The organism is Methanomassiliicoccales archaeon, assembly GCA_029907465.1.
Lineage (GTDB): Archaea > Thermoplasmatota > Thermoplasmata > Methanomassiliicoccales > JACIVX01 > JACIVX01.
Genome location: JARYLV010000007.1, coordinates 1 through 25,927 on the forward strand (window position 1 = coordinate 1; position 25,927 = coordinate 25,927).

At 46.2% G+C, this 25,927-nt stretch carries 27 protein-coding genes; 18 read left to right on the plus strand and 9 right to left on the minus strand.

All coding sequences use genetic code 11. The features are described from left to right. Positions 1–578: GDP-mannose 4,6-dehydratase (locus tag QHH00_04065; protein MDH7508556.1), on the minus strand; the 578-nt coding region annotated here is incomplete at its 3' end. A gap of 215 nt (positions 579–793) precedes the next feature. Between QHH00_04065 and QHH00_04070 the strand changes: the two genes are divergently transcribed. Continuing rightward, the gene (locus QHH00_04070; protein ID MDH7508557.1) at positions 794–1,690 is read left to right on the plus strand and encodes an NAD-dependent epimerase/dehydratase family protein; all 897 of its coding nucleotides are present in this window, start codon (positions 794–796) and stop codon (positions 1,688–1,690) included. Positions 1,691–1,775: 85 nt separating this feature from the next. On the opposite strand, the gene QHH00_04075 is transcribed toward QHH00_04070, so the two are convergent. From QHH00_04075 to QHH00_04090, 4 genes are all read right to left on the minus strand, one after another. Then, on the minus strand, positions 1,776–3,731 hold the full coding sequence (locus QHH00_04075; GenBank protein ID MDH7508558.1) for a PAS domain S-box protein: 1,956 nt from the start codon (positions 3,729–3,731) through the stop codon (positions 1,776–1,778). 234 nt (positions 3,732–3,965) lie between these two features. Then, positions 3,966–4,334 carry a helix-turn-helix domain-containing protein gene (locus QHH00_04080; GenBank protein MDH7508559.1) on the minus strand — a complete coding sequence of 123 codons (369 nt, stop codon included), beginning with the start codon at positions 4,332–4,334 and terminating at the stop codon, positions 3,966–3,968. A gap of 614 nt (positions 4,335–4,948) precedes the next feature. After that, complete coding sequence (locus tag QHH00_04085) at positions 4,949–5,923, minus strand: DMT family transporter (protein MDH7508560.1); 975 nt, start codon at positions 5,921–5,923, stop codon at positions 4,949–4,951. Positions 5,924–6,139: 216 nt separating this feature from the next. Continuing rightward, positions 6,140–6,805, minus strand: coding sequence for a phosphatase PAP2 family protein (locus QHH00_04090; GenBank protein ID MDH7508561.1), 666 nt, complete (start codon positions 6,803–6,805; stop codon positions 6,140–6,142). Between the two features lie 109 nt (positions 6,806–6,914). Here QHH00_04090 and QHH00_04095 point away from each other — a divergent pair, with 109 nt between their 5' ends. The 3 genes from QHH00_04095 (at position 6,915) to QHH00_04105 (ending at position 9,128) form a co-directional block, all read left to right on the plus strand. Next, positions 6,915–7,748: a universal stress protein gene (locus QHH00_04095; GenBank protein MDH7508562.1), complete on the plus strand. Its 834-nt coding sequence runs from the start codon at positions 6,915–6,917 to the stop codon at positions 7,746–7,748. Positions 7,749–7,881: 133 nt separating this feature from the next. Further along, the gene (locus QHH00_04100; protein MDH7508563.1) at positions 7,882–8,490 is read left to right on the plus strand and encodes a hypothetical protein; all 609 of its coding nucleotides are present in this window, start codon (positions 7,882–7,884) and stop codon (positions 8,488–8,490) included. Further along, a complete protein-coding gene (locus QHH00_04105) occupies positions 8,487–9,128 on the plus strand; it encodes a hypothetical protein (protein ID MDH7508564.1) in 642 nt (213 codons plus the stop codon). Before QHH00_04100 ends, QHH00_04105 begins: the two co-directional genes overlap by 4 nt. A gap of 675 nt (positions 9,129–9,803) precedes the next feature. On the opposite strand, the gene QHH00_04110 is transcribed toward QHH00_04105, so the two are convergent. Further along, positions 9,804–10,607 (minus strand): hypothetical protein, encoded by an 804-nt coding sequence (locus QHH00_04110; GenBank protein MDH7508565.1) that lies wholly within the window; start codon positions 10,605–10,607, stop codon positions 9,804–9,806. Between the two features lie 414 nt (positions 10,608–11,021). On the opposite strand from QHH00_04110, the gene QHH00_04115 reads away from it, so the two are divergent. Further along, positions 11,022–11,375, plus strand: a complete 354-nt coding sequence (locus QHH00_04115; GenBank protein ID MDH7508566.1) for a hypothetical protein — start codon at positions 11,022–11,024, stop codon at positions 11,373–11,375. Positions 11,376–11,600: 225 nt separating this feature from the next. Here the strand turns inward: QHH00_04115 and QHH00_04120 are convergent, their stop codons facing one another. Both QHH00_04120 and QHH00_04125 read right to left on the minus strand, forming a co-directional pair. Beyond that, positions 11,601–12,986 (minus strand): hypothetical protein, encoded by a 1,386-nt coding sequence (locus QHH00_04120; GenBank protein MDH7508567.1) that lies wholly within the window; start codon positions 12,984–12,986, stop codon positions 11,601–11,603. A gap of 106 nt (positions 12,987–13,092) precedes the next feature. Beyond that, entirely contained in the window at positions 13,093–14,076 is a 984-nt protein-coding gene (locus tag QHH00_04125; protein MDH7508568.1) for a DUF1616 domain-containing protein, read from the minus strand. Positions 14,077–14,210: 134 nt separating this feature from the next. Between QHH00_04125 and QHH00_04130 the strand changes: the two genes are divergently transcribed. Together QHH00_04130 and QHH00_04135 are read left to right on the plus strand one after the other, a co-directional pair. Next, positions 14,211–14,996, plus strand: coding sequence for a CPBP family intramembrane metalloprotease (locus QHH00_04130; GenBank protein MDH7508569.1), 786 nt, complete (start codon positions 14,211–14,213; stop codon positions 14,994–14,996). 311 nt (positions 14,997–15,307) lie between these two features. Then, positions 15,308–16,243 carry a dihydrodipicolinate synthase family protein gene (locus tag QHH00_04135; protein ID MDH7508570.1) on the plus strand — a complete coding sequence of 312 codons (936 nt, stop codon included), beginning with the start codon at positions 15,308–15,310 and terminating at the stop codon, positions 16,241–16,243. Positions 16,244–16,526: 283 nt separating this feature from the next. Here QHH00_04135 and QHH00_04140 read toward each other — a convergent pair whose 3' ends face one another. Further along, on the minus strand, positions 16,527–16,943 hold the full coding sequence (locus QHH00_04140; protein MDH7508571.1) for a hypothetical protein: 417 nt from the start codon (positions 16,941–16,943) through the stop codon (positions 16,527–16,529). A 272-nt stretch (positions 16,944–17,215) separates the two neighbouring features. On the opposite strand from QHH00_04140, the gene QHH00_04145 reads away from it, so the two are divergent. The 11 genes from QHH00_04145 to QHH00_04195 all read left to right on the plus strand — a co-directional run bounded on the left by QHH00_04145 (position 17,216) and on the right by QHH00_04195 (position 25,810). After that, the gene (locus QHH00_04145; protein MDH7508572.1) at positions 17,216–17,536 is read left to right on the plus strand and encodes a hypothetical protein; all 321 of its coding nucleotides are present in this window, start codon (positions 17,216–17,218) and stop codon (positions 17,534–17,536) included. Between the two features lie 375 nt (positions 17,537–17,911). After that, positions 17,912–18,799 (plus strand): glycosyltransferase family 2 protein, encoded by an 888-nt coding sequence (locus QHH00_04150; GenBank protein MDH7508573.1) that lies wholly within the window; start codon positions 17,912–17,914, stop codon positions 18,797–18,799. A 121-nt stretch (positions 18,800–18,920) separates the two neighbouring features. Beyond that, the gene (locus QHH00_04155) at positions 18,921–20,117 is read left to right on the plus strand and encodes a glycosyltransferase family 2 protein (protein ID MDH7508574.1); all 1,197 of its coding nucleotides are present in this window, start codon (positions 18,921–18,923) and stop codon (positions 20,115–20,117) included. Next, a complete protein-coding gene (pssD, locus tag QHH00_04160) occupies positions 20,114–20,557 on the plus strand; it encodes a PssD/Cps14F family polysaccharide biosynthesis glycosyltransferase (protein MDH7508575.1) in 444 nt (147 codons plus the stop codon). Before QHH00_04155 ends, pssD begins: the two co-directional genes overlap by 4 nt. 2 nt (positions 20,558–20,559) lie before the next feature. Continuing rightward, positions 20,560–21,039: a PssE/Cps14G family polysaccharide biosynthesis glycosyltransferase gene (pssE, locus tag QHH00_04165; protein MDH7508576.1), complete on the plus strand. Its 480-nt coding sequence runs from the start codon at positions 20,560–20,562 to the stop codon at positions 21,037–21,039. 8 nt (positions 21,040–21,047) lie between these two features. Continuing rightward, positions 21,048–22,157, plus strand: a complete 1,110-nt coding sequence (locus tag QHH00_04170) for a glycosyltransferase family 4 protein (protein MDH7508577.1) — start codon at positions 21,048–21,050, stop codon at positions 22,155–22,157. Further along, positions 22,154–23,338 (plus strand): glycosyltransferase family 4 protein, encoded by a 1,185-nt coding sequence (locus QHH00_04175; GenBank protein MDH7508578.1) that lies wholly within the window; start codon positions 22,154–22,156, stop codon positions 23,336–23,338. The genes QHH00_04170 and QHH00_04175 overlap by 4 nt, the downstream gene beginning before the upstream one ends. Beyond that, on the plus strand, positions 23,335–23,976 hold the full coding sequence (locus QHH00_04180; protein ID MDH7508579.1) for a hypothetical protein: 642 nt from the start codon (positions 23,335–23,337) through the stop codon (positions 23,974–23,976). Before QHH00_04175 ends, QHH00_04180 begins: the two co-directional genes overlap by 4 nt. Further along, positions 23,973–24,632, plus strand: a complete 660-nt coding sequence (locus tag QHH00_04185; protein MDH7508580.1) for a nucleotidyltransferase domain-containing protein — start codon at positions 23,973–23,975, stop codon at positions 24,630–24,632. The genes QHH00_04180 and QHH00_04185 overlap by 4 nt, the downstream gene beginning before the upstream one ends. Then, on the plus strand, positions 24,633–25,160 hold the full coding sequence (locus tag QHH00_04190; protein ID MDH7508581.1) for a glycosyltransferase family 4 protein: 528 nt from the start codon (positions 24,633–24,635) through the stop codon (positions 25,158–25,160). It begins immediately after the preceding gene. Between the two features lie 35 nt (positions 25,161–25,195). Further along, positions 25,196–25,810: a glycosyltransferase family 4 protein gene (locus QHH00_04195; protein ID MDH7508582.1), complete on the plus strand. Its 615-nt coding sequence runs from the start codon at positions 25,196–25,198 to the stop codon at positions 25,808–25,810. The last annotated feature ends 117 nt before the right edge of the window (positions 25,811–25,927 follow it).

Below are 25,927 nucleotides of genomic sequence, written 5' to 3' on the forward strand. Positions count from 1 at the left end.
TGGACAATGAAGTTGGACACCACGCGGCCGTCATTGGGGTGCATCCTCGGGCCGTAGGTGTTGAAGATCCGGGCGACCTTGATCTTCAGCCTGTGCTGGCGATGGTAGTCGAAGAACAACGTTTCGGCGCAGCGTTTTCCTTCGTCGTAGCAGGACCTTCGACCTATGGGATTCACATGCCCCCAGTAGGATTCGTGCTGCGGATGGACTTTGGGATCGCCGTAGACTTCCGATGTGGATGCCTGCAACACCATCGCTTTATTTTTTCTCGCAATTTCCATCAAATTGAAGACGCCAATCGTGTTGATCTTCAGCGTCTTTACAGGGTCCGCCTGGTAATGCACTGGTGAAGCTGGTGACGCCAGATTGATAATAATCTCCGCGCTCACCTCAAAGGGCTCCAGTATGTCATGGTGAAGGAGCTCGAACCCCTCCCTACCGATCAAATGTCTGATGTTCTCCTTTCTTCCAGTGAGTAGATTGTCTACGCAGATAACATCGTATCCGTCCTCAAGAAGTCGATCGCATAGATGAGAGCCGATAAAACCAGCGCCACCTGTGACGAGAACTCGTGTCATGCGGTCTGATTATTGCTAACCACGTGTATAACTCTATAGTTTGATGGGGCAGAGGGTGTTTGAGGGCAAAGGCTAAGGATTGAGAGTTTGAGAGGCTCATACAGTGATAGAGGTATTCAATATCTGGGGAGAAAACTCGTCGATGCGCCTATCCATCCTCGCGGGCAGAATGGTGACTTGACACCTTTATATTCGTGAGCGCCTATAACAACAACGTGAATGTCCTGGTAACAGGTGCGGCAGGACAGCTCGGTTCTTACCTGCTGGACGAACTGTCTCGTGATCACGATGTCCGAGGGATCGACATCAAGTCGCCGAAACTCGAGGCCCATTCAGATATCGTCTCTTTAATGGACATCAGGGATGCTGAGGGCGTGATACGGGAATGTAGCTGGGCCGATGCGGTCGTCCATGCAGCTGCGCAGGTCAGCGTTGAAAAGAGTATTGAGGACCCGTTGCTAGACGCCGAGATCAATATCATCGGTACGCTCAATTTACTTAAGTCTTCCATTATTGCGGGTGTCGGTTTGTTCGTTTACATTTCGAGCGCTGCCGTTTATGGTGACCCCAAGTATCTACCTGTCGACGAGGCGCACCCAACGAATCCGAAGTCGCCCTATGGTATCAGCAAGTTGACAGGGGAGGAATATGTGAGGTCGTTTGGAGAATGTCACGACCTCGATTATTTTATCATCCGACCTTTCAACTTCTATTCACCGAGGGCGGACCCAAGAAGTCCCTATTCTGGCGTTATTACAAAATTTGTTCAGAGGATCAAGGCTGGCGAGCCGATCGTTATCGAGGGTGATGGCGAGCAGACGAGAGACTTCATCCATGCGCTCGACGTCGCGCATTTGGTGAAGCTTGCCATTGATTCACCGGTTAGGAACATTACCATGAACTGTGGCTCTGGCAGGGGTATCTCGATCAACGAGCTCGCCGATGTGCTCGCATCTATCTGTGGTGACGTGGAAGTCGTGCGTACAAAGTCGAGGGAGGGGGATATCAGGCACAGCGTGGCGGACATCTCGCTCGCGAGGGATTTCCTCGGCTTCGAGCCGAGAATTTCCCTTCATGAGGGACTAAAGGCCTTTTTCGAAAATGATGAGTGATGTCTCAGATATGATCGAATTGGTGCTGCACAGTCATGTGATTCTCAGAAATCAAGGTGCCTGCGATTTATTTTAACTCCAAAAATTATGCAATCGGCAACTCGATGACGAAACGCGCACCCTTTGTATGATCGCCCTTGATTCTGTCCTCAACCCACACTCTCCCTCCGTAGCGCTCGACGAGCCTCTGCACGATCGCAAGGCCGATGCCAGTACCCTTTTTCGCTTTGTCTGTGTCGAGGGAGAAGCGCCGGTCGAATATTCTCTCCTTGTACTCATCTGGAATCCCCGGCCCTTGGTCCTCAAAGGCAACCTTCGCGACTTTCCTTTGAGGGTCAATTGTCAATACAACCGAAACAGGCTGCTGGCCGCTGTATTTCAACGCGTTTGTAATGATGTTGAGAAAAACATGTGGCAAGGCGTCGTCTGCAGCGATGAATGTCTCCCTTGCTGACTTCGCATCAAGTCCCTCGACAGTGATGTTTGCATCGCTGTACCGCTGTTTTGCAATCTCGATGCTCTTGTCGAGTGCTGCAAGGAGATTTATCGGCTTCATTTCCGTTTCCTTCTTCTCTATGGCGCGAGCAAGTACTCTCACATTTTCGATGAATTCAATTAAACGCTGGACTGAGGACATCAACTTTGAGGCATACCTTTGCAGGTTTTCATCGTCCATCTCAGAATCTTTCTTCTTCACAAGGTTGTTGACGATCTCACAATACGCGTTTATTGGCATCATAAAATTGACGATATCGTGAAGGATGATGTCACCGTAAAGCCTCAGGGTTTCCAACGATCGTCGCAAGTCTTCATATAACATGATGTTTTCGTAGGAATAGCCAATGATGATTGATAGCGACTCGAAGAAACTCTTCTCTTCTGGGGTGAATTCTTTGTGACCGTGCGAACAGACGCAAAAGAATCCGTTGAGCTTCCTTCCCCTAATCGGGACGAACGCGGCAGAGGAGACGTCCTCCAGCTTCTCTCTGAACTTTCCCCCCTCGCTAGGTGAAACAAAGATGATGTTGTTGCTCTTGATGATTTCCTCTGCAATCTCCTCAGCTATCTGTTCATAATCAGGGACTTTTCTCCTGTCATCATCGCCGAGACTGAGGATTTTCTTTGGTTTCATTTCTTCTGTAAAAGAAAAAACGGCCGCTCGATCAAAATTAAAGAAATTGATAGCGATCTCGATTGAAGCTTTCAATGCTTCCTCTGAACTGAGCGATGAAGTCGCAGCGACACTAATATCATTCAATCTCTTGAGCAGTTCGTTGTGTTTCCTGAGGTTTTTTTCGATTTCGAGCCTCGAGGTAATATCCTCGCCTATTGCAACAATCCCTGCAATTTTTGATTGCTGGTCATAGAAACCTTTGAAGGTCCATAGGATACTTGCTCTCTTCCCGTGTTTAGTAGGAATCTCCCACGTCTTTTTAACAATCTCCCCGTTTTCTACCACACGAGTCATGAGTTCTTTGAATTCACCGCGGGCCTCTTGCGGCACGAATTTTTCTGCGAAATCTGCCTCGATGACCTCATCCTTGCGATAACCGAGGATTATCTCTATACTATGATTGACCAAACTAATTCTTCCGTGGAGATCCATTTCCACGATGATCGCAGCAGCCGTCTCGATGATCGTTTCCAAGCGTTTTTTGCTCAGCACGAGTCTTTCTCTGAGTAGTTCTAATGAAGTCATATCCCTGATAATCCCCTGGACGAGCAACTCACCGTTTTTTTTCTTAGCGAGCTGGGCATAAATCTCGCATCGCCGTAATTCACCGGCCTTTGAAATTAGGTCAACGAAATACCTTGGTTCAGAGGCCTCCCCCCTTATCCTCCTTGAGAATTGTTGGTAGGAAAACCTGCGGGAATCCGGGGTCATGAGGTCGAAGATCGAAGTACCGATGAGTTCCTCTGGTTCATAGCCAATGATTTCCCGCGTCGCCGGATTAATATAAAGGATCTTTCCAGTTTGATCGATCAGGTAAATGATGTCCTTCGCGCCCTCAACAATCTTCTTAAAATCAATCCTATGCATCGAATTTCACCCGCTTATCCTTCTACTTTGATAAGAATCTTTTCAAATGGAGTTCATAAATTTCCCATCGATAACGATTTGGACTTATATGCTAAATATAAGCGCTTCACCTGGGTGCAATACTTCAGCACTCAGTGAGTGCATGGATCCGTCAACGGAATCCTCTTTGAAAAAAAGGGGGGAAAGGAGTTTAACGAAAATATTAGCTGACGAAAACCTGCGTGAAGGGTGCTCTCAACTATGCTCGGCTTGAGCGCATTCTCTCATGAGCGCTGCGAAATCGAAATCGTAGTTGTAGTTCTCCGTCGTGCCGTCGTTCATTTCAATTCTAGCTCTAATTCTATTCTTTTCGAAGATGATCTGTGCGATCCTGACCTTTGATTGGTAAAGGCTGATCCTCTTGCCAGCTTGCGTCAATCTCCTCTCTGCGCAGATCAGGAGGCCGGCTTTTTCGAGTAAATGGATTTTCCTGTAACAGGCGGCGATCGGGATTCCAAGGGACTCGCTCAACTCGAAAGCACTCCTCGGCTTAGTCATCGTCGCCAGAAGGATCTTTGCGGAGTATTCATCGGTCAACAGGCGTGAGGTTTCAAGAGCATGCATATTTTCACAAATGAGAAAAAGTTCGGGAGGGTATATAAATTATCTCAGGTGATTATCACTTTTGATTCTTGTTTTTCCGTGATGCCAGTATTCTAAAATATTGTGAAAATATTCTTACATTTTCGTCGTGAGGAATGAGGTCCTGATTGAATAGCGGCATTACTAATCGTGATTCTCATGGCAGAAATCAATACTCCTCTTGATACAATTGTTCCCCAGGTATCATGTCTGTGAACAAAGTTTTATATATATCAGTCGGTAATATTTTTTATCACAAAGCCAGATATGGAGGGAAAGAATGACCTGCGGAAAGTGTGGATCGAAGAAGGGAGAAGCAAAGAAGGAAGAAAAGAAGAAGAAGGCGACGAAGAAAAAGTAGTTACTGACCTCGCATTGTAATGATTCACGGGGCCGAGTCATATCAACTGTCGCGGTGAGTTTATTCTTTCTTCTCTGTTTTTTCTATAACGCCTGGCTCTCGTAGAGTTTTCACTAGCCCCAGACTCGCAGTGGTCATTCCTTATTTGGTATTGATCTTCGCACCGGGTTATGTTTTTCAATAAACTATTCTCCGATCCAAATAGTCGAAAGAGAAGAATTGATATCAGGACTTTTTAGACATTGAGCTGGCTCGCAGTCCTCCGCCTTGAATCCAATGAGTCCTCTCTTGGTTCAACCTCCTCGGTCGTTTTCTCGCCTCTCGAAGCGACGTAGATCGCTGCGAAGATCATCGTCGCGCCGATCAATCCTGAAAAATCGAGCGTCTCGCCGAGTAATAGGCATCCAAGGACCGTCCCGAAGACAGACTCTGAGAGGACGATGGTCGCCGAAGTCGTCGCGCTAATTTTTGTCAGTCCCTTGGCCCATAGCAGCGAGGGTATAGAAGTGCAGAGGACGCCAACATAGAGAAGCAATGGTATCGATCCAGGATCGATCGTGAAGTCGTCAACGGTCACTGCCGATAATAGGAACAGTGGTATAGGGTAGACGCAGTAGACCCCGAAGACCCACTGATCGTGGCTGAGGTGTCGCATCGCACTCTTCGTCAGAATCCAGATCAGCGCACCTGAAGCCGCAGAACCAATGAGCATCGCATCGCCGAGGAACTCGCCCTCGAGGAGTTTAGACAAGTCCCAACCGGTTGTCAGGGATACGAGCCCGACGATCCCGACGGTGATGCCAAAAATGCCAGTACGGTTGATCCGCTCACCGAGGAGGAGCGCGGACATCGGAGCTACGAAGACAACGGTGCTGCCGATGATCAGCGCCCCTTTCGATGCGTTCGTCATCGTCATCCCGATGAATTCGAGGGAGATTGAGACTGCACCGACGACCATCGCTGCCCAGACCTCCCAGCGTCTAAAGACTTGGAGGGTAAAGGATCCCCTGATCAATGCGTAGAGGATCGCGATGAGGCCGCCTATCCCGATGACGATAGCCTCGAAGAGGAAGGGGTTGTTCCTCTCGACGCCGACTTTGATCGCTACGTACGACGTCGCGAACAGCATGCTCGAGAGGAATGTCAGGGCAATAGCACCATTCCTCGTCAACTCCCCTTCTCCTATCGATGCGGCTTTGAAGACCGGCATCGACACCACCGTGAAGGGGGAATGCCGAGGGGGTTTTTGACATTTTCGATTTTTTTGAAATATTTGCTAATTGAGCTCCTGGCTCATGCTAACAAATGCCAATAATTCATAGTCGAAACGAGTTTCATCGGGGTGCTCGATCGACCTTTGAGGGAGACATGTTGTGACATCCCCCATTATCTTTTGCCCGTTGGTTCCAGGAAATACGATTTTTGGTCATTTCTCAGACGAAAAGGCAGAGATGAAACGTTCCCACCTCTTTTTCATTCCTTCTCTGAGAGAACCAATCTTGAGCGTCGAGGCGATCAACCCTATGAAAATCCCGATGACCGCTCCACCTATGACGTCGAGCGGCCAGTGGACGCCGTAGTAGATCCTGCCAAAACCGACTGCCATGGCAAAGAGGCCGAGGGGAAGGATCAATTTGGAGTATCTCCTGCCGAGGACTGCAGCGGCTGCGAAGCTCCCCTCAGTGTGGCCCGAAGGGAACGAAGGGTCCGTGGGCTGGTAAACCGTATGCACATCGTCTAGCACCTCGAAGGGCCTCGGCCTGTCGACGACGTATTTCAAAGTGCCACCGACGGCAATATGGATGAGGATCGCGATAAGCAGGTAAAGCGCCATCTCCTTTTTTCCGATAAGCCAGAGGACAAAAATGACGATGAACCAGAAAAAGAACGAGCCCATTTCCGCAAAGATCCTGCAGACCGTTTCTAGTGATGGGTTCCAGAGCGCGTTGATCCGCAAGAAGGTCTCGCGGTCCCAAGCGATTGAATTCTTGTTAAAAATCAGGAGGATGAAGAGTCCGATCATTAAAATGAGTAGGACGGTGAGGAAGCACCTCTCCCTCTCTTTACAAAATTCTCTTATCGTGCAGTTCACCGTATGCCACCTGTTTTCAAAGAATATAAGGAATAGATGAGGCTGGTAATTATGCCTCGCATGCCTGCGACAATGTTTAAGTCTCGTGCATCACATTAAGTCAGTGTACATGTTTGAGAAGATCCTCCTTCCCATCGACTTCTCCCAGCAGTCAATCATGATGCTCGACTGTGTCGCAGAGCTGCGCCAGTTTGGAGCGGAGATGGTGATCATCCTGCATGTGCTCCCGCCTAAAGGGAGGCTATCCGAGGACCAGAAGAAGACGGCAGAGGAGCTCGTCAACAGGTTGAAGGAGCGGGGTTTCGATGCGATGTTCAATACTGTCCATGGGAACCCGGTTGACGAGATCCTGGCGCTTGCAGAAAAGGAAGAAGTGACGCTCATCGTCATGGCCTCGAGCGGCAAGGGGAGGGCGCAGGAGTTCTTCGTCGGCAGCACCTCCTTTGGCGTCGTTAGGAGAACGGGCAAGCCGATGCTCATCGATAAGTTCGAGGTCATCGAGAAGGATGGGAGCAAGAAGATCAAGCCAGCGTGCACGATGCTCTTCCGCACTGCGCTCGTCCCAATTGACTTCTCGAGGTGCACTTACACCGTCATCGACGTTCTCCATCATCTGGCTAAGCGAGGTCTGAAAAAGATCGTCCTCTTTCATGTCATCGAGTCGACGAAGTACAGCGTCTCCTCGGACAAGCGCTTCGGTGAAGTCAAAAAGAGACTCGAGGAGCTCGAGAAGGACTTGTCGAGCGCTGGTTTCGAGGTCGTCACGCATGTCCATTTCGGCACCCCTGCATACAACATTCTCGAGGCAACGAGGGAATTCGACGCCTCGCTCATTATCATCGGCGCGAGTGGCAAGAGTTTTTTGAAGGGGCTGGCGCTCGGTAGCACTTCTGAGGAGGTCATAAGGAGAGCGACCGTGCCGCTACTCGTGGTCAGGTGCTGACACTGAGCGGTTTTTTGAGAAAGGCAAAGGTGACTAATTTTTGAATCCTAGCACAGCATATTTACTACATTCTTGAAATTGTGCGCAAGTGGCACATGATCATTTAAGTAAATAGATCGCATAATAGAAGGAGATGCATCGCTTTGGTGTTCAGATTGCCATATCATGGGCATCGGTCATCGCGATTTTTCTCGCGACAGAGTACGCAATCTTTGCCTTCAATCTATTCTGGATTATCATGGGCTTCTGGGCCCTGTGCATCGCTGTCTTACCTGCAATCATGAGCCGGAGCGTCGCGAGGATCCTCCCTTTCGAGCTCCTCTCCCTCATCACCGTGCCCTTCTTACTCTACTTCATCCCTGGAGTCTTCGGACTCGAGAACCAGTTCTATGAGGAATATCTGCTGAGGGCTTCCCAGGTGATGGCGACTTTCCTCATCGGCTTCGTTACAGTCATTGACCTCCATACTTATACAAGTTTGAGGATGAACAGGGTCTTCGCGGTCGCTTTCACCGTCATGTTGACAATGGCATTGAGCAGTTTTTTCGCGATCGGCGACTTCATCAGCGATGCGATTTTCGGTACTCACACACTTGTCAGCAACGACTACCTCATGATGAACCTCCTCTACAGCTCCATCGGCGGTCTCATCATGGGTATCGTCTTGTCCATTTACTTGGGGCGCGTGCCGACCGAGCGGCTCCGGCGCTTTGGCATCAGTAGGATCGGTGATGCGAAGTGAACAGGACGAAGGTTGAGAAGTGGCTGGGCCATTTCTTTGAAGGATCGCTTTTCGCGATGTTCCTGTTCGGCCTCTTCAACGGCGATCTGTACGCTGCCTTCTCCGCCCTCTTCGGCCTCGGCATGGCGATGATCCCCTGGTTTTTAAAGAGGGAGAGGATATTGACGGTGCCGTTCGAGCTGAACCTCTGGATTTTCATCGCGCTCTTCCTCCACAACCTCGGCGTCCTCGTCAAGTTATATGACACGGTCTGGTGGTGGGACAAGATGACGCACTTCCTCTCGACATCGATGATCGCCGCCTTCGGGTTCATCGGTGTCGTCATTGTCGATAAGTACGTCGATGCGATCTATCTCCCCCCAAAATTCCTCCCCTTTTTCATCGTCATTTTCGTTGGCGCAATGGGCGTCCTCTGGGAGATCATCGAATTCGTCCTCGACAAAGCGTTGAACGCCGGTATGCAGTACTCTCTTTCCGACACGGTCATCGATCTCGTCTTCGACAATATCGCTGGCGTCGTCGTCGCGGTCCTCGGCCCACTGTACCTGCGTTACAGGTCTGTCGACGCGATCGTCGAAGAAATGAATGTCGAAGGCGTCGTCAAGAAAATTGCAAACAGAGCTGGAAGGAAAAATTGAAAAAGCTTTTATTGCAAAAATGGAGCGTCAGGTTCCCTGGATTCAAATCTTTTCTCGTTGAAAATGGATTGGAGCATTGAGAAGCGTGATGGTTTCTGATTAAAGTGATCGTCCCATCCTGAAACAGTTCGAGGACGCTTGAGAACCGCCTGCGATTTATTGGAAAATACCTCGACCCGAAGCAAGCCATCATAATGGGCATGAATTCCACTGATAAGACTGCTAGAATAGCGGAAAAATGTGATTGCACGATTCTTTACGATCTTTTTTTTGAGCTCTGCGAAGATGACTGGGGTGAGAAGGGTATCAAAGGATCTGATGGTATTCATCGACGACGTTCAAATGTAGAGGTACTTTATCTATATAATTGATTTTTCTCCATAAGCAAAGTCATACGATACAGGTGCTGCCTGATTCTGGATTCTTATCTTGAAGATTCACGCGTGATTGAATCTGTTGCTCACGAAAGTAAACTGTCAATGGACGATCAAGGATGTAAAAATGCGATGGTCGCAAGAGGATTTCCTAATTGATTACGATAACGATGTCTCAGACGCGCACTGGTAATAAATTATTTGGTCATTCATTTAGATATCAAGTATTTCAACATGTGATCGTTCTCAGCGTCGTAAATAATTTAGAGATCGGAAAAAAGGGATGGTTATAGCAGTAGCCTTAGCCATTAATGGCACTCTGGTTTGGTATCACAAATTTCCCCTTTTTCGAAGCTTCTACGACTTCCAGCACTTTTTCATGAGGCCATTTCTTGTCGTATTTTTTCTTGTCACCAACATCATCAAAATCTTTCATCACTTCTTTTCTTTTATTAAAATGTCCAATATGATATGTTTTAACAAAAGGACATGTGGTGATCTTCCATTTATCTGAGAGAATTATTCTAAAGCAAATATCGACATCAGAAAAGGATGTTCGGAACTGCTCATCAAATCTTCCGATGTCTTCCCAACACTCTTTTCTAATGGCGAAAAGCGATGTAGCCTGGCCGATCATGCCTGGTACGAATTTATTGACTCCGACAATGAAAGGTCTCTGATCAATCGCTTGAGTTATTTTTCTTAAAAATAAAAAAGGAGAAATATTCAAAATACACATTTTGAAAAAAGTGGGTGAAAAATTACCATATATCCAACCGAGTATATCAGCTGCCCCAATTTTGCATTTCTGCCTTATTTTAACCCCAAAATATCCGACATCTGGATATTTCGTTGTGAAATCGATGAGATCCTTAAATGCATTCACATAAGGAAATGAATCATAGTCCATTCCTATAACAATATCCGATTCCGCTTCCGAGATCCCTCGGTTCATTGATTTCCCAAAGCTGAACGATGGGGTGCTGTCCTCTATTAAAATAGGTCTAAAAGGATACTTCTGCGTATGCTCCAAATGTTGCAAACATTTTTTTGTGGTTTCATCATTCTTGTTTGGAACAGGGATCACCACATCAATAGCCCTCATATCTTTTCCTCCAGCTTACCCCTTATTACAGATTAGATCCATCTCTTCTCTTGCGTCGTTAGTTCACGATTCCAACCGCCTTGATTGCGAATCGTGCAAATAAAGATGCGCAACCAAACTGTCCTGAATATACACCGGATCGAATAAATAAATAAAAGATACGATTAAGAAGTCCTTCCCATTCATGTGTCGGACGATGGATTTTTTAGCGTCTATGAGTTGACCCGCCATAATTTCGCCAGACTGGTGCAAGTCTTTAGAGAAAGATCAACGCAGCGAGATTCTTTAATGCGCCTGGAAGGCGAGCAATATTTCTCCGTTCCGTGCTCTGGTATCTTTTCCCTTTGTTGAGCACTGGTATTAATTCATTCATGAAATCCCAATTTTAAAATCTATGTCTCCCGATTTCCCAGGTTGACGTATGAAAAAAAAAGGATCTTATTCATCAGGCCTCAAGCTGTGAGTTTCACTGAGACCGACCGCATGATTCTCGAGAAGCACTTCGAGGTGAAGGCGATCGATTTCGGATTTTTTGCGAAGAACCCCCTAAGTTTTCTTGGGAACATTTATCGAACGATCATAGGGGTAACCTGCGCGGACGGCGTATTCATTTGGTTTGCTGACTTCCACGTGTTATTGCCGATCATTCTTTCGAAATGTCAGTGGAGAAAAACGATTGTCGTCATTGGAGGATACAAAGTAGCTAAAGTGCCAGAAATCGAGTACGGCGGGATGCCGAGTCGGAGGACACGGTGGATAAAGAGATAAGGGAACGATAGCGCGCCAGAGGGTCATCGAGAAGTTCAGCATCGCTGAAAGGGAAAAGAAGCTCCTCGAGTTGATCAAGCGAGATCTTTGAAGAGAACTGATCCGAATGCATTCACCCCTTCTCTGCTAAATCGACTCGTGATTGAGGACATCTTTTCGTCTTTGAGGAGTCTCGACAAGGTGTTATTGATCAACCCTCCTCATAAAAGCGCTCTCAATCCCTCTTTAAAATATCAAAGCTGGTGGTACCATGAGCACGAGGAAGAGAGAGACTGCGAAAGCCGTCTTGAAAGTCTTGGCATCAGCTGAGATGAAGGGCATCATAAGGACAATCGGCTGAACGATCGCGAGGATGAAGAGCTGCACGCCGCCGATGAGAATGGTATTCGCCATCAGTGTCCCAACGCTCCTGATCGTCGTAACTGACGCGAAATTCATGACGAAGAGGGATTCAACGGCGACGACGAAGACCACGACGATGATTGTGTATGATGCAATCTTCGCGATGATTGGCCTCTCGCTCAATATGTCCGACGCGAAATTCCTCACCAGCCAGGCAATCAATGCGACGATGCCGAGGACTAGGAGTTGCGTGCCTGCTGTGTTGACAGTCGAAGCGGTGATCCCCCCGATGCTCTGCACGTTAGCTGGTGAAGCAAGCCCCATCACGAGCAACCCTTCCGACGCGATCGCAATCGATGCAACGATAGAGATAATCTCGGCAAATCTTGTCCTCAACAGGTTCTCTTTGCTGAGTATCCAGAGCGAAGCGGAAAGGAGGCCGAGGGCGAAGAGCTGTGCGCCGCTCGCGACGACCGTCCTCTCAAGAATGCCGCCGATCCCATCGATCGTCATCCTGCCGCATTTTATTGCGAGGATGATTCCCTCGATGGCGATGATGATTGAAATAACGACTGAGAGGATGCGGACAGCCCGCTGTCCCGAGATCTTCCGCCCCTTGATCGCGATGGCCCCATCTTTTAGGGACCAGGCGCAGAGGAGGATGAGGGCGAGGACGAGTAATTGGATTCCAGCGTATGTGAACGTCGACTCCCTGATCCCGCCGATCCCCTCGATTGATGTCCTGCCGGCTATGCTGATGACGAAGAGCCCTTCTGCTGCGAGTGCCGTCGAGACGATAATCCCGAGGATCCTTGTAAGACCGATTGTCCTGAGCGGTGTGTCGGCGAAGCGCGATGTCAGCAAGCCGCCAACACCGAGTACAAAGAGCTGACAGCCAGCAGCGCCCACCCAAAACTTCCTGATCCCGCCGATCCCTTCCCATTGGACAGCACCGGCCATCGATGCGATCACGATCCCCTCGACAGCGATGACCGTCGCGATGAGGAACGGGAGGATTGTGAAAAAAAGGGAGAGAAGTTCACGCCTCTTGCCCATCCCCCAGTCCCTTTTTCTCAACCAGAATGAAACGATGAAGAGGAGGCCGAGGACGAAGAGCTGCAACCCGCCCAGGGAAACCGTTGTTTCCTTGATCCATCCGATCCCGTCAACCTTCATTGGAGCGGCGAGGTTCAGGAGGGCCAGACCTTCAATAATGATGATAATACCGATGATGATCGCGATCAGGTTGACAGCCCGTGGAATCTTCACCAATCTCCTCTCCCGATGTGTGCGACATTTAACTGCGTTTATGAATAAATGTTTTGTCTTGATGCATCAAATTTGTTATCACCTTTCATTTCTTCGTCCAAAAGTATCATTCCTCCACATTCATCGAAAGGTTGAGTGAGAGAATCCTGCCTTCGATTGCGTCAACAATCCTTGACCCCATGCCACTGTCCACATGGTCCTGATATTTGATGCCCTCGAAAGGTTGTTGATCTTTGAAAAGGAGGAACCACATCTTATATTGCCCTGGCATTTCGAGAGAGAAGTTGTAGCGGAGCTCCCACTGCGGCGTCCAGTTACCCTCGAGGTTGACTGGTGTGTGTGCGAGTGAGACAGAGAAGGAATCGAAGAAGTACATGTGGTTGACGACAGTTGTGTTGTTGACGAAGCTCGAGTCGACGAGCCAGATCTCGACGGCGTAGTTGACCTCGCGGTACTCATGATTCGCGATGCCGATGATGATCGTTGCGTTCTCTCCGACGGTCAAGTTCGTCGGATAGTTGTGCGCCTTGCCATCTGGCCCCAATATATAGAACTCGGTGAACTTCTCCCCCTGCTTCGGCACAGCGATTACATAGACCAGAGCGATCAGACTTGCTGCGATCGAGATGACGAGGATGATGTTGAGAGCGCGGTCAATTTTCGTCCCTCCTTTGAGATTCTTTCTGACGTAGTGTACGACCGCTGGGAGCTGCACTGGTAAGAAGGGCTCTTTAGCCCCCTTTCTCCGATAATAAGCGGTGAAGGAAAAGAGAATATTGAAGGCAGAGACGCTCGCGAGTATGGGATCGAGCCGGATGCCGAAGGGCGTATAGTTAAGGCCGAGGCCGATGAGCGGTGTGATGGCAATACTCAGTCCAAAGGAAAGGGCGACCCTCTCGACAAGATCGATGCTCTCCTTCTCAGGGAAAAGGGTTGCGATGAGTACATAACCTGGAAAGAAGAGGATGAAGGGGAGGCCTATGACAATCCTGAGGGGGTTGTCTGGCAGGAGGTAGACAATCGGGATAAGAATTCCTGTCAAAAGAACGATTGACGCGAGATCCCAGTGCCTTCTCAGTTCTTCCTTCATCTGACTGGAAACTCCGCGTTCGATATTTATTGTTTGTCATCTAGATGAAAATGTTTTTGAAAAGGTGTCGCAACCATTGTGTCCTATCGGTCGGGAGGATTGTTTAATAGGGGTGAAAAAAATCACCTCTCCACATGCGGAGAAAGGTCTTCCTTCTGATCCCTATCATCCTTATCACAGTCGCAGAGTCATTCTTTTTCATCAAGTCATTTGAGACGACCCTGCTGGTCCACGGGATCAACCTCCTCTTCTGTGTCCTTTTTCCCCTTTTTTTAAAAGAGAGCACAACGCTGTGCCAGTCATTTTCCTTAGTCTCCGTCCTCAGAATGCTCAATATCGGCATGCCGGTCTTCTTCACAATGACGATCTACTGGCTCCCATTCATCTACGGGGCGGCGATCCTCGCCGCGTATTTTGTAGTAAAGAAGGAAGAGAACCTCAGATTGAGGGAAAGGATAGCGAGGGCAGTCAGCTTCTTCTCGTCGCAGAAGAGAAAATACCCCGTGTACTTATGCGCAGGCGTCGTCATCGGCCTCGTCCTGGCGAACGCCGAGTTCTCTGTTTTGAAAGCCGAGAGCCTCATCCCCTCGCTCGATCTTTTTAATCTATTCGTACTCGCGGTCGTCATGTTTCTCTTCGTCGGCTTTGGCGAAGAGCTCATCTTCCGTTTTATACTCCAGACAAGGCTTGAGAAGGAAATCGGGAAGTATAACGGTCTTTTCCTCGCCTCCTTCGTCTTCATGACGATGCACTCCGGCTACTCTTCAATCCCTTACCTCGTCTTCGTGTTCATCGTCGGGCTCATCCTCGGTTACGCGTTTTACCGGACGAGGAGCCTCTTCCTCGTCACGGTCATCCACGGATCGATCAACTTCTTCCTCTTCTCGCTGATCCCGCATGGTTACCTTGCGTTTACCTGATTAAGACGGGTGCCAGTGTGATAGCGCTTTGCAGAAGGGCCATGCATGGCAGTCCCAACTCCATTGATTAATGGAAGGGGTAACGATTGATCAGACACCCTCCTCTTACTTTACATAATGTTTTTTCGTCTCACGCCTGTGATGCTTCCTGCCATTCTTTTGAACAATCCCCAAAGTGGATTTCGAAAGAACATAATCGAATGTGATCTTATTGCGCAAAATCGTGTTTTCTCCGCCGAGAAGCAAAACTGCTTTCTCGGGAATGATAAAATCTTTAAGACGTTAAGATCGATGACTTAACGGGGGTGAAAATGGATCCCGAAAAGTTTCGAGAGAAGTGCAAGGGGGTATTGACGCTGGTCCCGACGGCCTTCAAGAAGAATTATGAACTGGATCTTGAGGCCTTGAGGGAGCACGTGAGGTATCTCGCAGAGAATCGGGTGACGGCAGTGATCCCGGCTGGTAGCACGGGCGAGTTTTCTTCGATGAGTGAGGAGGAGATCAAGAAGGTGATTTCTGCGACTGTGGATGAGGTGAACGGGAAGACGATGGTCGTCGCTGGGACGGCGCACAGCGGAACGCATGAGACTATTAAGTTGACAAAGTACGCGGAGGATGTAGGGTGCGACGCAGTGATGATCGTCACGCCATATTACTTCAAGGAGGTCGAAGAGGGCATTTTCCAGCACTACAAGATGGTCGCCGATAGTGTCGATATCGCCATCATGCCTTACAATAACCCGTGGGTGACAAGCGGTGTCATTTACAGCTACCGCCTCGTCGAGCGCTTTGCCAAGGAGGTTCCGAACATCACAGCGCTCAAGGACGTGACGGGGAACTCCGCGTATGTCCTTGAATTGCTCAGGCGCGTCGGGGACAAGATCGCCATTCTGCCGTACGCTGAGACGGAGCACACGATGCTCTGCTATTTATTAGGATGTCCCGGTACGATTTCCCTCCTTTCAAACATCGCGCCGAAGGAGTCGATCGAACTGTGGAAAGCGGCATATCTTGAAAAGGACGCGAAGAAGGCGATGGCGATCCTCGATAAATTCGAAGGGTTCAACCGGTTGATGAACAGGTTGATCATGGAAAAGGGGATACCGGCGTATCTCCACACGATCAAGCACGCCCTCACGCTCCTCGGAAGACCTTGTGGACTCCCGATGCGGCCTCCCGCTCAACCCTTGAGGGAGAACGAGGTCGAGGAGCTGAGGCAGGCGTTGATCAGAATGGGGCTCATGTGATTGGGAGATTGCTTTCGAAGTGTCCGCTATCAAATTGCGCGGCTTGAACGATCATAACGGCCCATCGAATGCCCGGCACTGTTTCCCCCCTTTCTTCCTTTTTTTACTGGCGCGATAAGTTCCGAGAGGCCACGGCGTCCTCTTGCATACTCCTCCTGACCCGTTGCGGCTGCGATTGAGGGCCGGGAGAGGATCGCAGATCTTAAAAAGACCCAACTATGTTAGTCGTGCTTCGTCAATTGCACGTTTGTGCTCACCGTATTTGACGGATATGGTATCCTTTTTAATCTCTGGAATTGACAGGGCCGTTATCATTCACCGTGTCATTGGCGTCTGCTTCACACGTCAGAGATGATATGGAGACCACAATCTTTTTAACAGAAAGGATGAATACATGTGAGGGAAGCATGCTTTCGACCATTGTGACCGTGACAAGCACCTCTTCAAGCACGAGCGCCGTGTCGAGCGCAGCGTCCAGTGCAATCTCGATGACGACGGCCATCTCGATCGGCATCGGGGGCGCGCTCATCGCCATCTTCCTCATACTCTTCCTCGCCTCTAAGGAGCTCATCACCGCTTCTTCGCTTAAATCGAAAAAGGTCCTCGACTCCCTGAACTCCGTCATCGCGCCACTTTTAATCGTCTTCGCGCTGACCGTCATCTTTAAGGTTATGGAAGTCCTCGCCGCCTGAGCCTTCACCCTCTTCCTCCCTCCTCACAGCCTTTACAAATCCTTCAATCAATTTTCAAAAACAATGAGAATTCTTCGCTCTCCCCCTCACTGAAAAATTGAATAATTTTTTTTGAAAAAAATTCACATCGCTTGATGCCCTCAGCTCTTCATCTTGATTATAAATATCACTGCTCCTGTAAGAGAATCGTTATAAACGATGAAAGAGAATATATTTTGCTGAAAAGGGGACGACCTAGCTTTTTTCTGGGATTCTTTTTTTGGCATATAGGAGAAAGGGGGTGAAACTTGTGGCGATATTCGTGACTTTCTGGAAGCTCAATCCAGGTGTGCCTCCGGCTGAGGTCTCAAGAATCGCGGCGACTTTGCTGCAGAAGGGCCTTTACCCGCCTGCGGGTGTGAAGGTGCTCGCGTGGTATCTCTGTCCTGGCGGGAAAGGCGTATCGATCGTCGATATTCCAAACGGCGACTCCGCGACGGCATTCAAGAGCTGGCTTGCGTGGGTCATGGAAAAGGCGGTCTTCTCTGAATACGAGGCGATGCCGGCCATTACCGCGGAGGAAGCGATAAAGATGGTTGCCGCACAGGCTGGGAAGGGGTGAGCGCTTCATCGTTCTTACAAATCCCCTTTTTTATTTTTTTGGATCTTTATTGTCGCTATTAAGAAATTAAAGGGAGTGCTGAAACAATGAGGGGATATGATCTGATGTCCCCTTTTTTGAATTCTTGTATTGAATTGAATAGAATAAGATCATTGTTGGCCTTGCAATCACCTCCGTTTTGTCTCTTATTGCTGTTTTTGAAAGGAAGTGGAGGCGATTCTTGAATCCAGCAATTCCCGTGCTAAACCTATCATCCCTCACTTTTTCAATTGAGGGATTTCAATCAATAGATTTCTATTAAAGACATTTATCGTAGATGCGAAAATTTATGAATGACATTCTCTATCACGTTTGATAATCACGGGGGAAGTCATTTTGGGTGAAACGATCGTCGCGCTCATTCCAGCTTATAACGAGGAGTTGACGATCGGGAGTGTTGTTCTTGAAACGAGAAGATATGTTGACGAGGTCATCGTCGTCGATGATGGATCCTCTGATGCAACGGCGGAAATCGCGAAGCTGGCAGGGGCGATCGTCGTCAGGAATGAAGTCAATGGGGGGAAGGCGAATGCGCTGAAGCGGGGGTTCGAAGAATTAAAAGGGAGAGACCTTTCGGCGGTCGTTCTTTTGGACGCGGACGGCCAGCACGCGCCGCAGGAGATTCCTAAAATCCTCGAACCAGTTTTGAAGGGGAAGGCCGATCTCGTCATCGGATCGAGGTTTATGAACTCGGATAATGACATTCCAGCTTATCGACACCTGGGGCAGGTCATTCTCAATGTCGTCACGAATATGGGGACGAAGCAGAGGATCAGCGATTCGCAGTCTGGTTTCAGGGCGTTGAGCGTGTCGGCCGTCAGGAGCCTCGATTTCTTCTCCCGCGGGTATTCGGTTGAATCGGACATGCTCATTTATCTGTCAGAGAAGGGCATGAGGATCAAGGAGGTCCCGATCACCTCGAGATACGAGGTGCCGAAGGGGCATAAGAAGAATCCATTCGCCCATGGGCTTGAAGTTTTCGCAAGGGTTCTGAGAATTGTCAGCCAAAAGAGACCGCTCCTGATCATCGGCGTCCCGGGTTTTATTATATTTCTAACAGGATTGATTCTCGGTTTCCTCAGTCTCATCGAGATCACGCTTTTTGGATGGGGGTGGCTGTTCCAGACGGTGCTCGCTGCATTCTTGTTCATCATAGGCATGGTGCTCGGGATTACTTCATTGACATTGAATGCGATCGCAATGATGCTGGCAGAGAGACATTAAAGAGAGGTAATGGTTGTTAAAGGAAGGAATCAAGTATCGATTCATGCCATTCCAGTGGCGTTGTATTTCAAAAATGGGGGTGTGTCAGGAAAGAAATGAAAACTAAATCAACAAGTTTCTGATGAGGCTTTGGTTAAACAATAAGGGAGATGAGAAGCAGATGGGAGTTGCCCGGGAAACAAGTGTGATCATAGTCACCCACAATCACGCACGATACATTGAAAAATGTCTGGGAACCGTGATTGAGAACAATCCGCTGGAAATCATCATCGTCGATAATGATTCATCAGACGGCACTCCCCAGCTGGTGAAAGAAAATTTCTCAACGTTAGAAATTATCGACTTGGAAGAGTATCTTGGAAGCGACAAACGCGAGGATCCATCAATCCACCGTTCAGAATTTTCGTCTAGGAATATGCAAAGAGGAAGCGAATTCTGCGAAAATCCCATTGAAGATTTCACTTCGAGCCAGAACGAAAGAAAGCCACGAATAAAGCTCATTCTGTCTCCCAATAACAGAGGATACGGTGCTGGCAATAATCTCGGGGTGCGGTACGCAGAAGGAAAATATATCGTCGTGCTGAATCCTGATACTGTGGTAGAAAAGAATTGGCTGGAGGAATTGGTAAAACCCCTGGAAACATCAGAGAAAACGATAACGACGCCGAAAATCCTTCTTTATGATGGCTCAGCCATCAACACATGCGGAAACATCAACCACTTCACAGGGCTGACATTTACACGAGGACTGAATGAAGATCCGGGGAAATATGATGTTCCAGAAGAGGTTAGCGGTTTTTCGGGGTGCTGTTTTGCGATGAGAAAAGATCACTTTGAGGAACTCGGAGGTTTTGACGAGAATTTCTTTGTGTATAACGAGGATTCGGATCTCTCGTGGCGTGCCCATTTGAGGGGATTTAAAATACTTTATGTGCCAACATCTATCGTTAAACATGCTTATCAACTGAATGTCTCTCCAGAAAAACTGTATCACCTGGAGAGAAACAGATATCTCATTTTGAGAAAGTATCTATCTCGAAAAGATCTTTTTATTCTTCTCCCGTCCATGGTGATGGCCGAGGTGCTTACTTGGGGGTACGCATTGAGAAAGGGATCTGGATGGGCGAAATGGAAGTTATTAGCTGTGATGGATGGATTGAGAATTGTGGTGAAAAAAGAGGAGGGCGATGGAAATCGGTTATTTCAGAGATTGAGCAAGACCATACCCGTTGAACACCTTGCCCATAACGGAATAGAAAGAATGGTCAATATGTTTGCCAACAGCGTTTTCAAATGGAACGTGGGGGTAACGATGTGAAAATAGCTCTGGTGTGTTCCCACGGCGGACACTTATCGGAAATGCTTCTTCTCATGGAAGCATTTGAGGGCCACGAAGTGTTTTTCATCACATATCAAAGTCCGAGGACTATAGCTTTGAAACATAAGAAATATCTCCTGGAAAACATAGGGACGAATCCACTTAAGATGTTGCATGCGTTTGCTAAGATTCTTATTATATTTGTAAAGGAGAGACCAGGGCTGGTAATCAGCACGGGTTCAGAAATAGCGATTCCAGCTTTCATCCTTGCAAAACTTTTGCGAATAAGAACTGTATTCATTGAAAGCTGGTGCAGAGTTAAGACCAAGTCTGGCACTGGAAAGATTCTCTATCACATTGCTGATTTATTTCTAGTTCAGTGCCCTGAACTTGCTAGAATATATGGGAAAAGGGCGTTGTACAGAGGGGCGGTAATATAGAAATGATCTTTGTGACGGTCGGTACCCATAATCAGGGTTTCGAGAGGCTCATAAAGAAGATGGATGAGATAGCTGGGAAGATTGATCAAGAGGTTGTCATGCAAATTGGTTCCACGGATTATGAGCCGAAAAATGCCAAATGGTTCAAATTCATAGAGAGTGAGGATGATGTTCTAGGGTACTATGAAAAGGCGGACGTTATCGTGGCTCATGCTGGAGCAGGTACTCTTTTGACTGCGTTATCCCTTGGAAAAAGAGTTATCGTGGTTCCGAGATTGAAAAAGTTTGAGGAGCATATAGACGATCAGCAGATTGAGCTGGCTGAAGCCTTATCTCGAGAAGGAAAAATAATAGCGGTTTACGACATTGAAGAGCTTGAAAGAGCTCTTAGGGAAGTCAAGAAGCTGGAACCCGCTGCGGTGGAAAGGGATATGAGATTGATTGAGTTCTTAAAGGAGTATATTAGAGGACTGGAAAAATGAGAATCTGCATGGTAATCTCGGTCCCCTTTCCTCCCGAGGAGGGGATTGGATATCATGTTTACAATCTCTCAAAAAAACTAATAGAAAGAGGACATGAAGTTGCTGTAATTACCCGAGGCAAATTGAAAATCGAAAAGATGCGTTTGGATGGTATAGATGTCTTAAAGGCACCATTTATCCCCTTATATCCTTTTCATATATCGATTCATGGATACTTCCTTAATAAATTATTTAAAAAAATCGAGAAGAATTTTGATCTAGTTCATATACACACGCCGCTATCGCCTATTGTAAGAACCACACTTCCGATCGTTAGTACGATTCACGGTTCAATGGTGGAAAATGCTCGTGCAGTTGAGGTTGTGGATTTAAAATCGTTTGGAACAAAAATACTGACTAGAATTGTCAGTTACCCACTAATTATGAAATTGATTAATATATCCGACGTAGTTACCACGGTGTCCGAATCTGTTTCTGAAGAATTAAAGAATTATTACGCAGACAATAACGTGATTGTTGTTGGAAATGGAATAGATCTGACACTATTTTCACCTCCAAAGCAGAAAAAAAATGAAAATTATATTTTCTACGCAGGTCGTATAAGCTATGGTAAAGGTTTGTTTGACCTTTTTGAGGCTGCAAAACGGGTCTGTCAGAGGTATAATATTAAATTTATGCTGGCAGGTAAAGGGGAACTGGAAGGAAGATTAAGGGAAAAAGCAAAGAAAGACGGATTGCACGACAAATTTCTGCTTTTGGGGCACATTAACCAAAAAGAATTGGTACACCTCTATCAAAATGCGACTGTCTTTGTTATGCCATCACATTATGAGGGACTGCCAACTGTTCTTCTCGAGGCGATGGCGTGCGGTCTTCCGGTGGTGGCAACAGACGTTTGTGGTAACAGAGATGTTGTGAATAATGGAAAAAACGGCTTACTCGTTCCTCCCAAATCAGCTCAGAAAATGGCTGAGGCTATATCCATGCTTCTTGAAGATAAAGATCTAAGGATAAAGCTTGGAAGGAATGCAAGGAAAACTGTCGAGGAGAAGTACACATGGGACGTGGTTACTGACAATGTCCTGAATGCTTATCACCTTGCGAGGGATGCCAGATGAATGTTTGTTTCATATGTTTTGATTTCAGGAAAGAAAATGTTAGAAGACAACCTTGGAAGTATGTTTATGAGATAAGCCAGAGACTGGCCCAAAAGGGCTTGGAAGTGGTTGTAATAACAGACACATTTGAGACTGAGCTCGATGGTGTAAGAATCCGTAATGTGAAAAAAATATCATCTCCTTTTGGAGTAAGAGAAGAACTTGTTGAAGCGATTAATGAAGAGAATCCAGATGTTGTAATAACACTTCTCGGAATAACCAGTTTTTTGAGTCTTTATGGCTTGAGAGAGCGAGTTAATAAGCCGATTATAGGAATCCTCACAAGTCCTATTTACTCGCTTAGAGAGGTTATGGCGGTAGGAGCGGGAGAATTCATCAGACATATCAATTATTTGGCGATACATATCGCCGGGGCACTGATTCCTCGTTTTATTATAAGAAAAAGTGCCATGCAGTATGACTACATAGTAACCTTAAGCGATGAGAACAGAAAAAGATTAGAAAGAATCGGGGTAAGGAGTAAGCTAACAACGATACGGCCAGGAGTGAATGATGGTTTTCCAAAACCTCCAATTGAAGAGAAAGTAAAGAAGATAAGAGAGAAAATTAACCAAGATGACCTACCGCTGATAATGTACTTTACCTCACCATTGACGCTTAGAGGAACTGATACATTAGTGAGGGCATTTGCAAAGGTCAGGAAAACTATACCATCCAAACTGCTCATTCTCTCAAGACTTGAACACGAAGAACTGATGAAGGAAGAGCGAGTGCTAAGAGAAATAGCAATAAAAGGTGCAATTTCTGACTCAGTAGAAATACTTTCTGAAGTACTGACACCAGAAGAAGTGAAAGCATACATTTCAGTAGCAGACATTATCTCACTTCCTTTCAAGTTAGTTGTATCTGATGTCCCTGTAAGCATTCTTGAATCTATGGCGCTTGGTAAGCCTGTGATATCGACCAGAGTTGCGAGCATACCGGAAATGCTTGAAGGAAGAGGTATAATAGTGAAACCAAACGATCCAGAAGAACTATGCAATGCTATCATTAAGTTGCTTGAAGACAGAGAGCTTTGCTTAAAACTTGGAGAGGAGAGCAGGAAGTATATGGAAAGGTACCCACAATGGGGCGAGTCCGCAGAGCAGTTTTACAAATTGATTAGGGAATTGGTGAGATGAAGCCTAGACTAATTTGCATAATTGGACCTGACGGCACGGGGAAAACAACACAAGCAAAACTATTAGTTGAAAAATTAAGAAAAAAAGAGGTCGATTGCGATTACAAATGGATGCGTTTTCATCACTTTTTTTCCCTACCGGTACTCGCGCTTGCCCGCCTGATGGGTTTAAGCGAAGTTAAAACATCAAAAAATGGAAGAATAATAGGTTATCACTATTTTTATAAATCAAAAATGATATCAAAATTGTATACTGGTCTTTTATTTCTAGACACCTTGAGCTTCACTATGATGAAGGTTTATATCCCAATGAAATTACTTAAAAAAACCGTGGTCTGCGATCGTTTCATACACGACACTTTAATTGATTTGGCAGTCTCGACAGGAGATAAGAGTGTTTATAATTCAAAAATGGGCAAGCTATTCATAAAATTGATACCAGAAGATGCGAAGACATTCATGTTAATTACAGATGAGGACGTATTGAGAGAAAGAAGAGAAGATGTTATGGAAGATAAGACATTAGAAATTAAAATCGATCTATATATGAGGCTGGCTCAACAATTCAAGATAACAATGATGGAAGCAAATTTACCTATTGAGGAAATTCAGAATACTCTATTGAGGGCTATTGAATGAAAAGAATCGGCATAAGTTTCAGTGAATTCCATAAAAAGTTGGCAAAAGGGAGGGAGTTTCCCCCGATTATTAAAGTGCCGATATTGACCATATCATCGTGGTTGTTTCAAGGAATCCTTTACATGGATCGCACTGAAAGAGTATTTAAAATACTGTTGGATATTCTGTTTTTCGTACCATTCTATTGTTTAATCTTGCTATTTAATTGCGGGATACCTGGGATACTTGTATCATTTGCAATGGCACATACTTTGAATTGGGTATTCAATAGTCATATATTTGTTTTAATGAAAAATTTGAATTTGAAAAAAACCGAACCTGAACGTTTCAATCAATATCTGGAAAGACTACAGAAAAGGATCAAAAGTGAACGTAGCATCATTTGGGCCGGAGTTTTTGGAAGCTTGGCTAGAGGTGAATTTAAAGAGACTTCGGATCTAGATGTTAGACTCGTAAGGAAGCCAGGATTAATTAATGGTGTGAGAGCGTGCTTTTTTGCGATGAGAGAGAGAGTATGGGCAACAATTGGTAAATTTCCACTTGACATTTATGTTTTGGATAACATAGGTACTACAAACAGACATATTGATAAGAATGAAATTGGAAAAGTGATAGTGCTGTATGATCCATGTAAAATTTTGAAAGGAGTGATTTAAATGAAAGTGGCGATCGCATATAATTATGACCCATCAAACTTAAGGGGTGGAGGTGGAATTACTTATGTCCACAATCTGCTAAAGGAGCTACTTAATAAAGCTGAGGAAGTAGTTTTGTTTGGATGCAAATTATCGGAAAATCAAACTTTCAGACATTCTAATTTAGAATTCATACCGGTGTTAAGAGGAACAGATGATTGGTGGAAATTTTTGATAAATCTTCCTCGTCGCATAAAATCTGCGAATGTTCGAAAATATTACATAATCCATACCCATCATCCCCCAACCATGTATCCCTTTACTCGCATTACCTCAGATAATCCAAAAATATGCACTTTTCATGGCGTACCTTTAGATTGGGTCAAAATCAATTATCGATATCTCCATCCTTTTGTTGGACCGGTGTATAAATTTGTTGAGAGACGCATAATCGAGAACGTGGATGCAATTACTACTGCAGGAATATATCCACAAATGGGATTAAAAAAAAGATATCCTAATTTAGATTTAGATAAAAAATATGGGTAATACCGAGTGGTGTTGATTTAGATAAATTTAGGCCGATGGATAAGAACAAATTAAAAGAAAAGTATAACCTCTGCAGATTCGATAATATAATCTTATTCGCAGAGCGACTTTCAGAAGTAAAGAATTTGAAACTGTTGTTAGAGAGTTTTGCATTGGTTGAGAATACATTAGAAGATATAGCTCTTGTAATTGCCGGGCGAGGAGATAAAGAATGGGAAATAAAACTGCTTTCCCAAAAAATGGATATCAAGAATGTCATTCTTACTGGAGAAGTAAGTCCTGAGAAAATGCCAGAGATTTACAATTGTGCAGACGTTGTCGCTCTCACTTCTTGGTATGAGGCCAGTCCTACTGTGGTAAAAGAAGCGTTAGCATGCGGAGTACCTGTTGTTTCAACGAATGTAGGTGATGTGAGTGAGATAATTACTGATCCACAGTTAGGCACTGTTGTCGATGAATATGATGAGAAACTCTTCGCAGATGCTTTGATAAAAACCATTGAGATGACTAAAGCAATACCGGAAGAGGTCAGAAAGAAATGCCGAGAAATAGCTTTAGAACGATTTGGTTTCAACAAAGTGGCAAAAGAATTCTTGGCTGTTTATGAGAAAGCAATGACTATGAGGGGAGCAAAAATAAAAACTAAATGAGACCGAATGTGCACGGAATTAGTAAATCCCATTGCTTCAAAATCTATTTCAATGCGCCCCATGCATTGACTTATATTCTTTTTTTCCAGTGCGCCATATTGGATCTATGAGAGAATC